Origin of the sequence: Flavobacterium sp. NRK F10, from assembly GCF_024054235.1 — a bacterium.
GTDB classification, from domain to species: Bacteria; Bacteroidota; Bacteroidia; order Flavobacteriales; family Flavobacteriaceae; genus Flavobacterium; species Flavobacterium sediminis.
Genome location: NZ_JAMXLC010000021.1, coordinates 1 through 279, shown reverse-complemented (window position 1 = coordinate 279; position 279 = coordinate 1). Strand labels below are relative to the sequence as shown.

Below are 279 nucleotides of genomic sequence, written 5' to 3'. Positions count from 1 at the left end.
ATTTCAGGGAGTTCTGTAACTTGGCATAAACAACGATTCAACAGCCAAAACTACAACACCTCAAATCCTAAATATTTCACTATCGGTGATGCCAGAATCGGTGCTTCCTTAGTCGTAAATGCTATTGCTGACGGCAGAAACCTCGCCAAATACATTCATACAAACGATTTTAATCAATAAAAAGATTAATTAGATTCTCCTTTTCATTTCCTTTTCTTTTTTTAAAAGAGATACCCTATTATGTGTAAACTCCATTTCTCAAAAATAGGGTAAAAAAAA

At 33.3% G+C, this 279-nt stretch carries 1 protein-coding gene; it reads left to right on the top strand.

What is annotated here, in order from left to right:
• Positions 1–180, top strand: a 180-nt coding sequence (locus NHF50_RS15660) for a hypothetical protein (protein WP_252777372.1), incomplete at its 5' end; no start/stop codon positions are given.
• Positions 181–279 lie beyond the last annotated feature (99 nt).